The organism is Oleiphilus sp. HI0043 (genome assembly GCF_001634935.1).
Map to the genome: position 1 here is coordinate 1 of NZ_LWEY01000332.1, position 698 is coordinate 698.

Annotated in this window: 3 protein-coding genes; all 3 read left to right on the forward strand. The window is 42.7% G+C overall.

All coding sequences use genetic code 11. The features are described from left to right. Positions 1-245 (forward strand): DsrE family protein (locus A3729_RS04480; RefSeq protein WP_156497663.1); only part of this gene is annotated, 245 nt, incomplete at its 5' end. Positions 246-262: 17 nt separating this feature from the next. After that, entirely contained in the window at positions 263-553 is a 291-nt protein-coding gene (gene tusB, locus A3729_RS04485; RefSeq protein ID WP_068513640.1) for a sulfurtransferase complex subunit TusB, read from the forward strand. A gap of 25 nt (positions 554-578) precedes the next feature. Continuing rightward, positions 579-698, forward strand: a 120-nt coding sequence (locus A3729_RS34465; RefSeq protein ID WP_197475559.1) for a TusE/DsrC/DsvC family sulfur relay protein, incomplete at its 3' end; no start/stop codon positions are given.

A 698-nucleotide genomic window follows, 5' to 3' on the forward strand; every position in this document is an offset into this window, starting at 1 on the left:
TACTCGCAACTGATGGCTGCTATCTATTATTGGAAGATCAAGACCCTGCAAACATACACCAGAAGAATATTCGCCAAATGATGAAAGCGCTTGCTATTTATGGTGTAGATAAAGTGCATATAGATAAACAAGACGCTGAAGACCGAAACATCCCGTTAAGCGATTGCTCACTTGCGATAAGCGAACTTAGTAAAGCACAAGTAAGCAATAAGCTTAACGATTCCGACATTATTTTAAGATTCTAGCTTCTTGGCCCCACTTTATGACCCTGCATATACTGAACAAACCACCCTCAGAAGTCGCTGTGAACCAGCAACTTTCAGACACGATCCTGGACGGTGACTGCGTAGTACTCATTGAAGATGGGGTTTTCCAATGCCTGGGAACCTCGTCTGAAGCCAGTCAATGGTCTTGTATTGCCGCGACGATTTTTGTACTGACTGAAGATGCCTTGGCTAGGGGTGTAAAAATCCCGGTAGACTATTGTAAAATTGATTACAATGACTTGGTTGAACTTACCATCAAGCATGAAAAAGTGCATAGCTGGTATTAAATCTAGCCTTTGCTAAACACATATTATGAGCGATCAAGACACGCTAAAAAATATCCAGTTTGATGAGCAAGGTTTTCTAGTAAACCTGGATGACTGGTCACGCGACATTGCTGCGGCAATAGCCCTGCAGGAAGGCTTAACGCTA

Coding starts and splice junctions, on each gene's coding strand:
- tusB (WP_068513640.1), top strand. CDS start 263: ATGACCCTGCATATACTGAACAAACCACCCTCAGAAGTCGCTGTGAAC.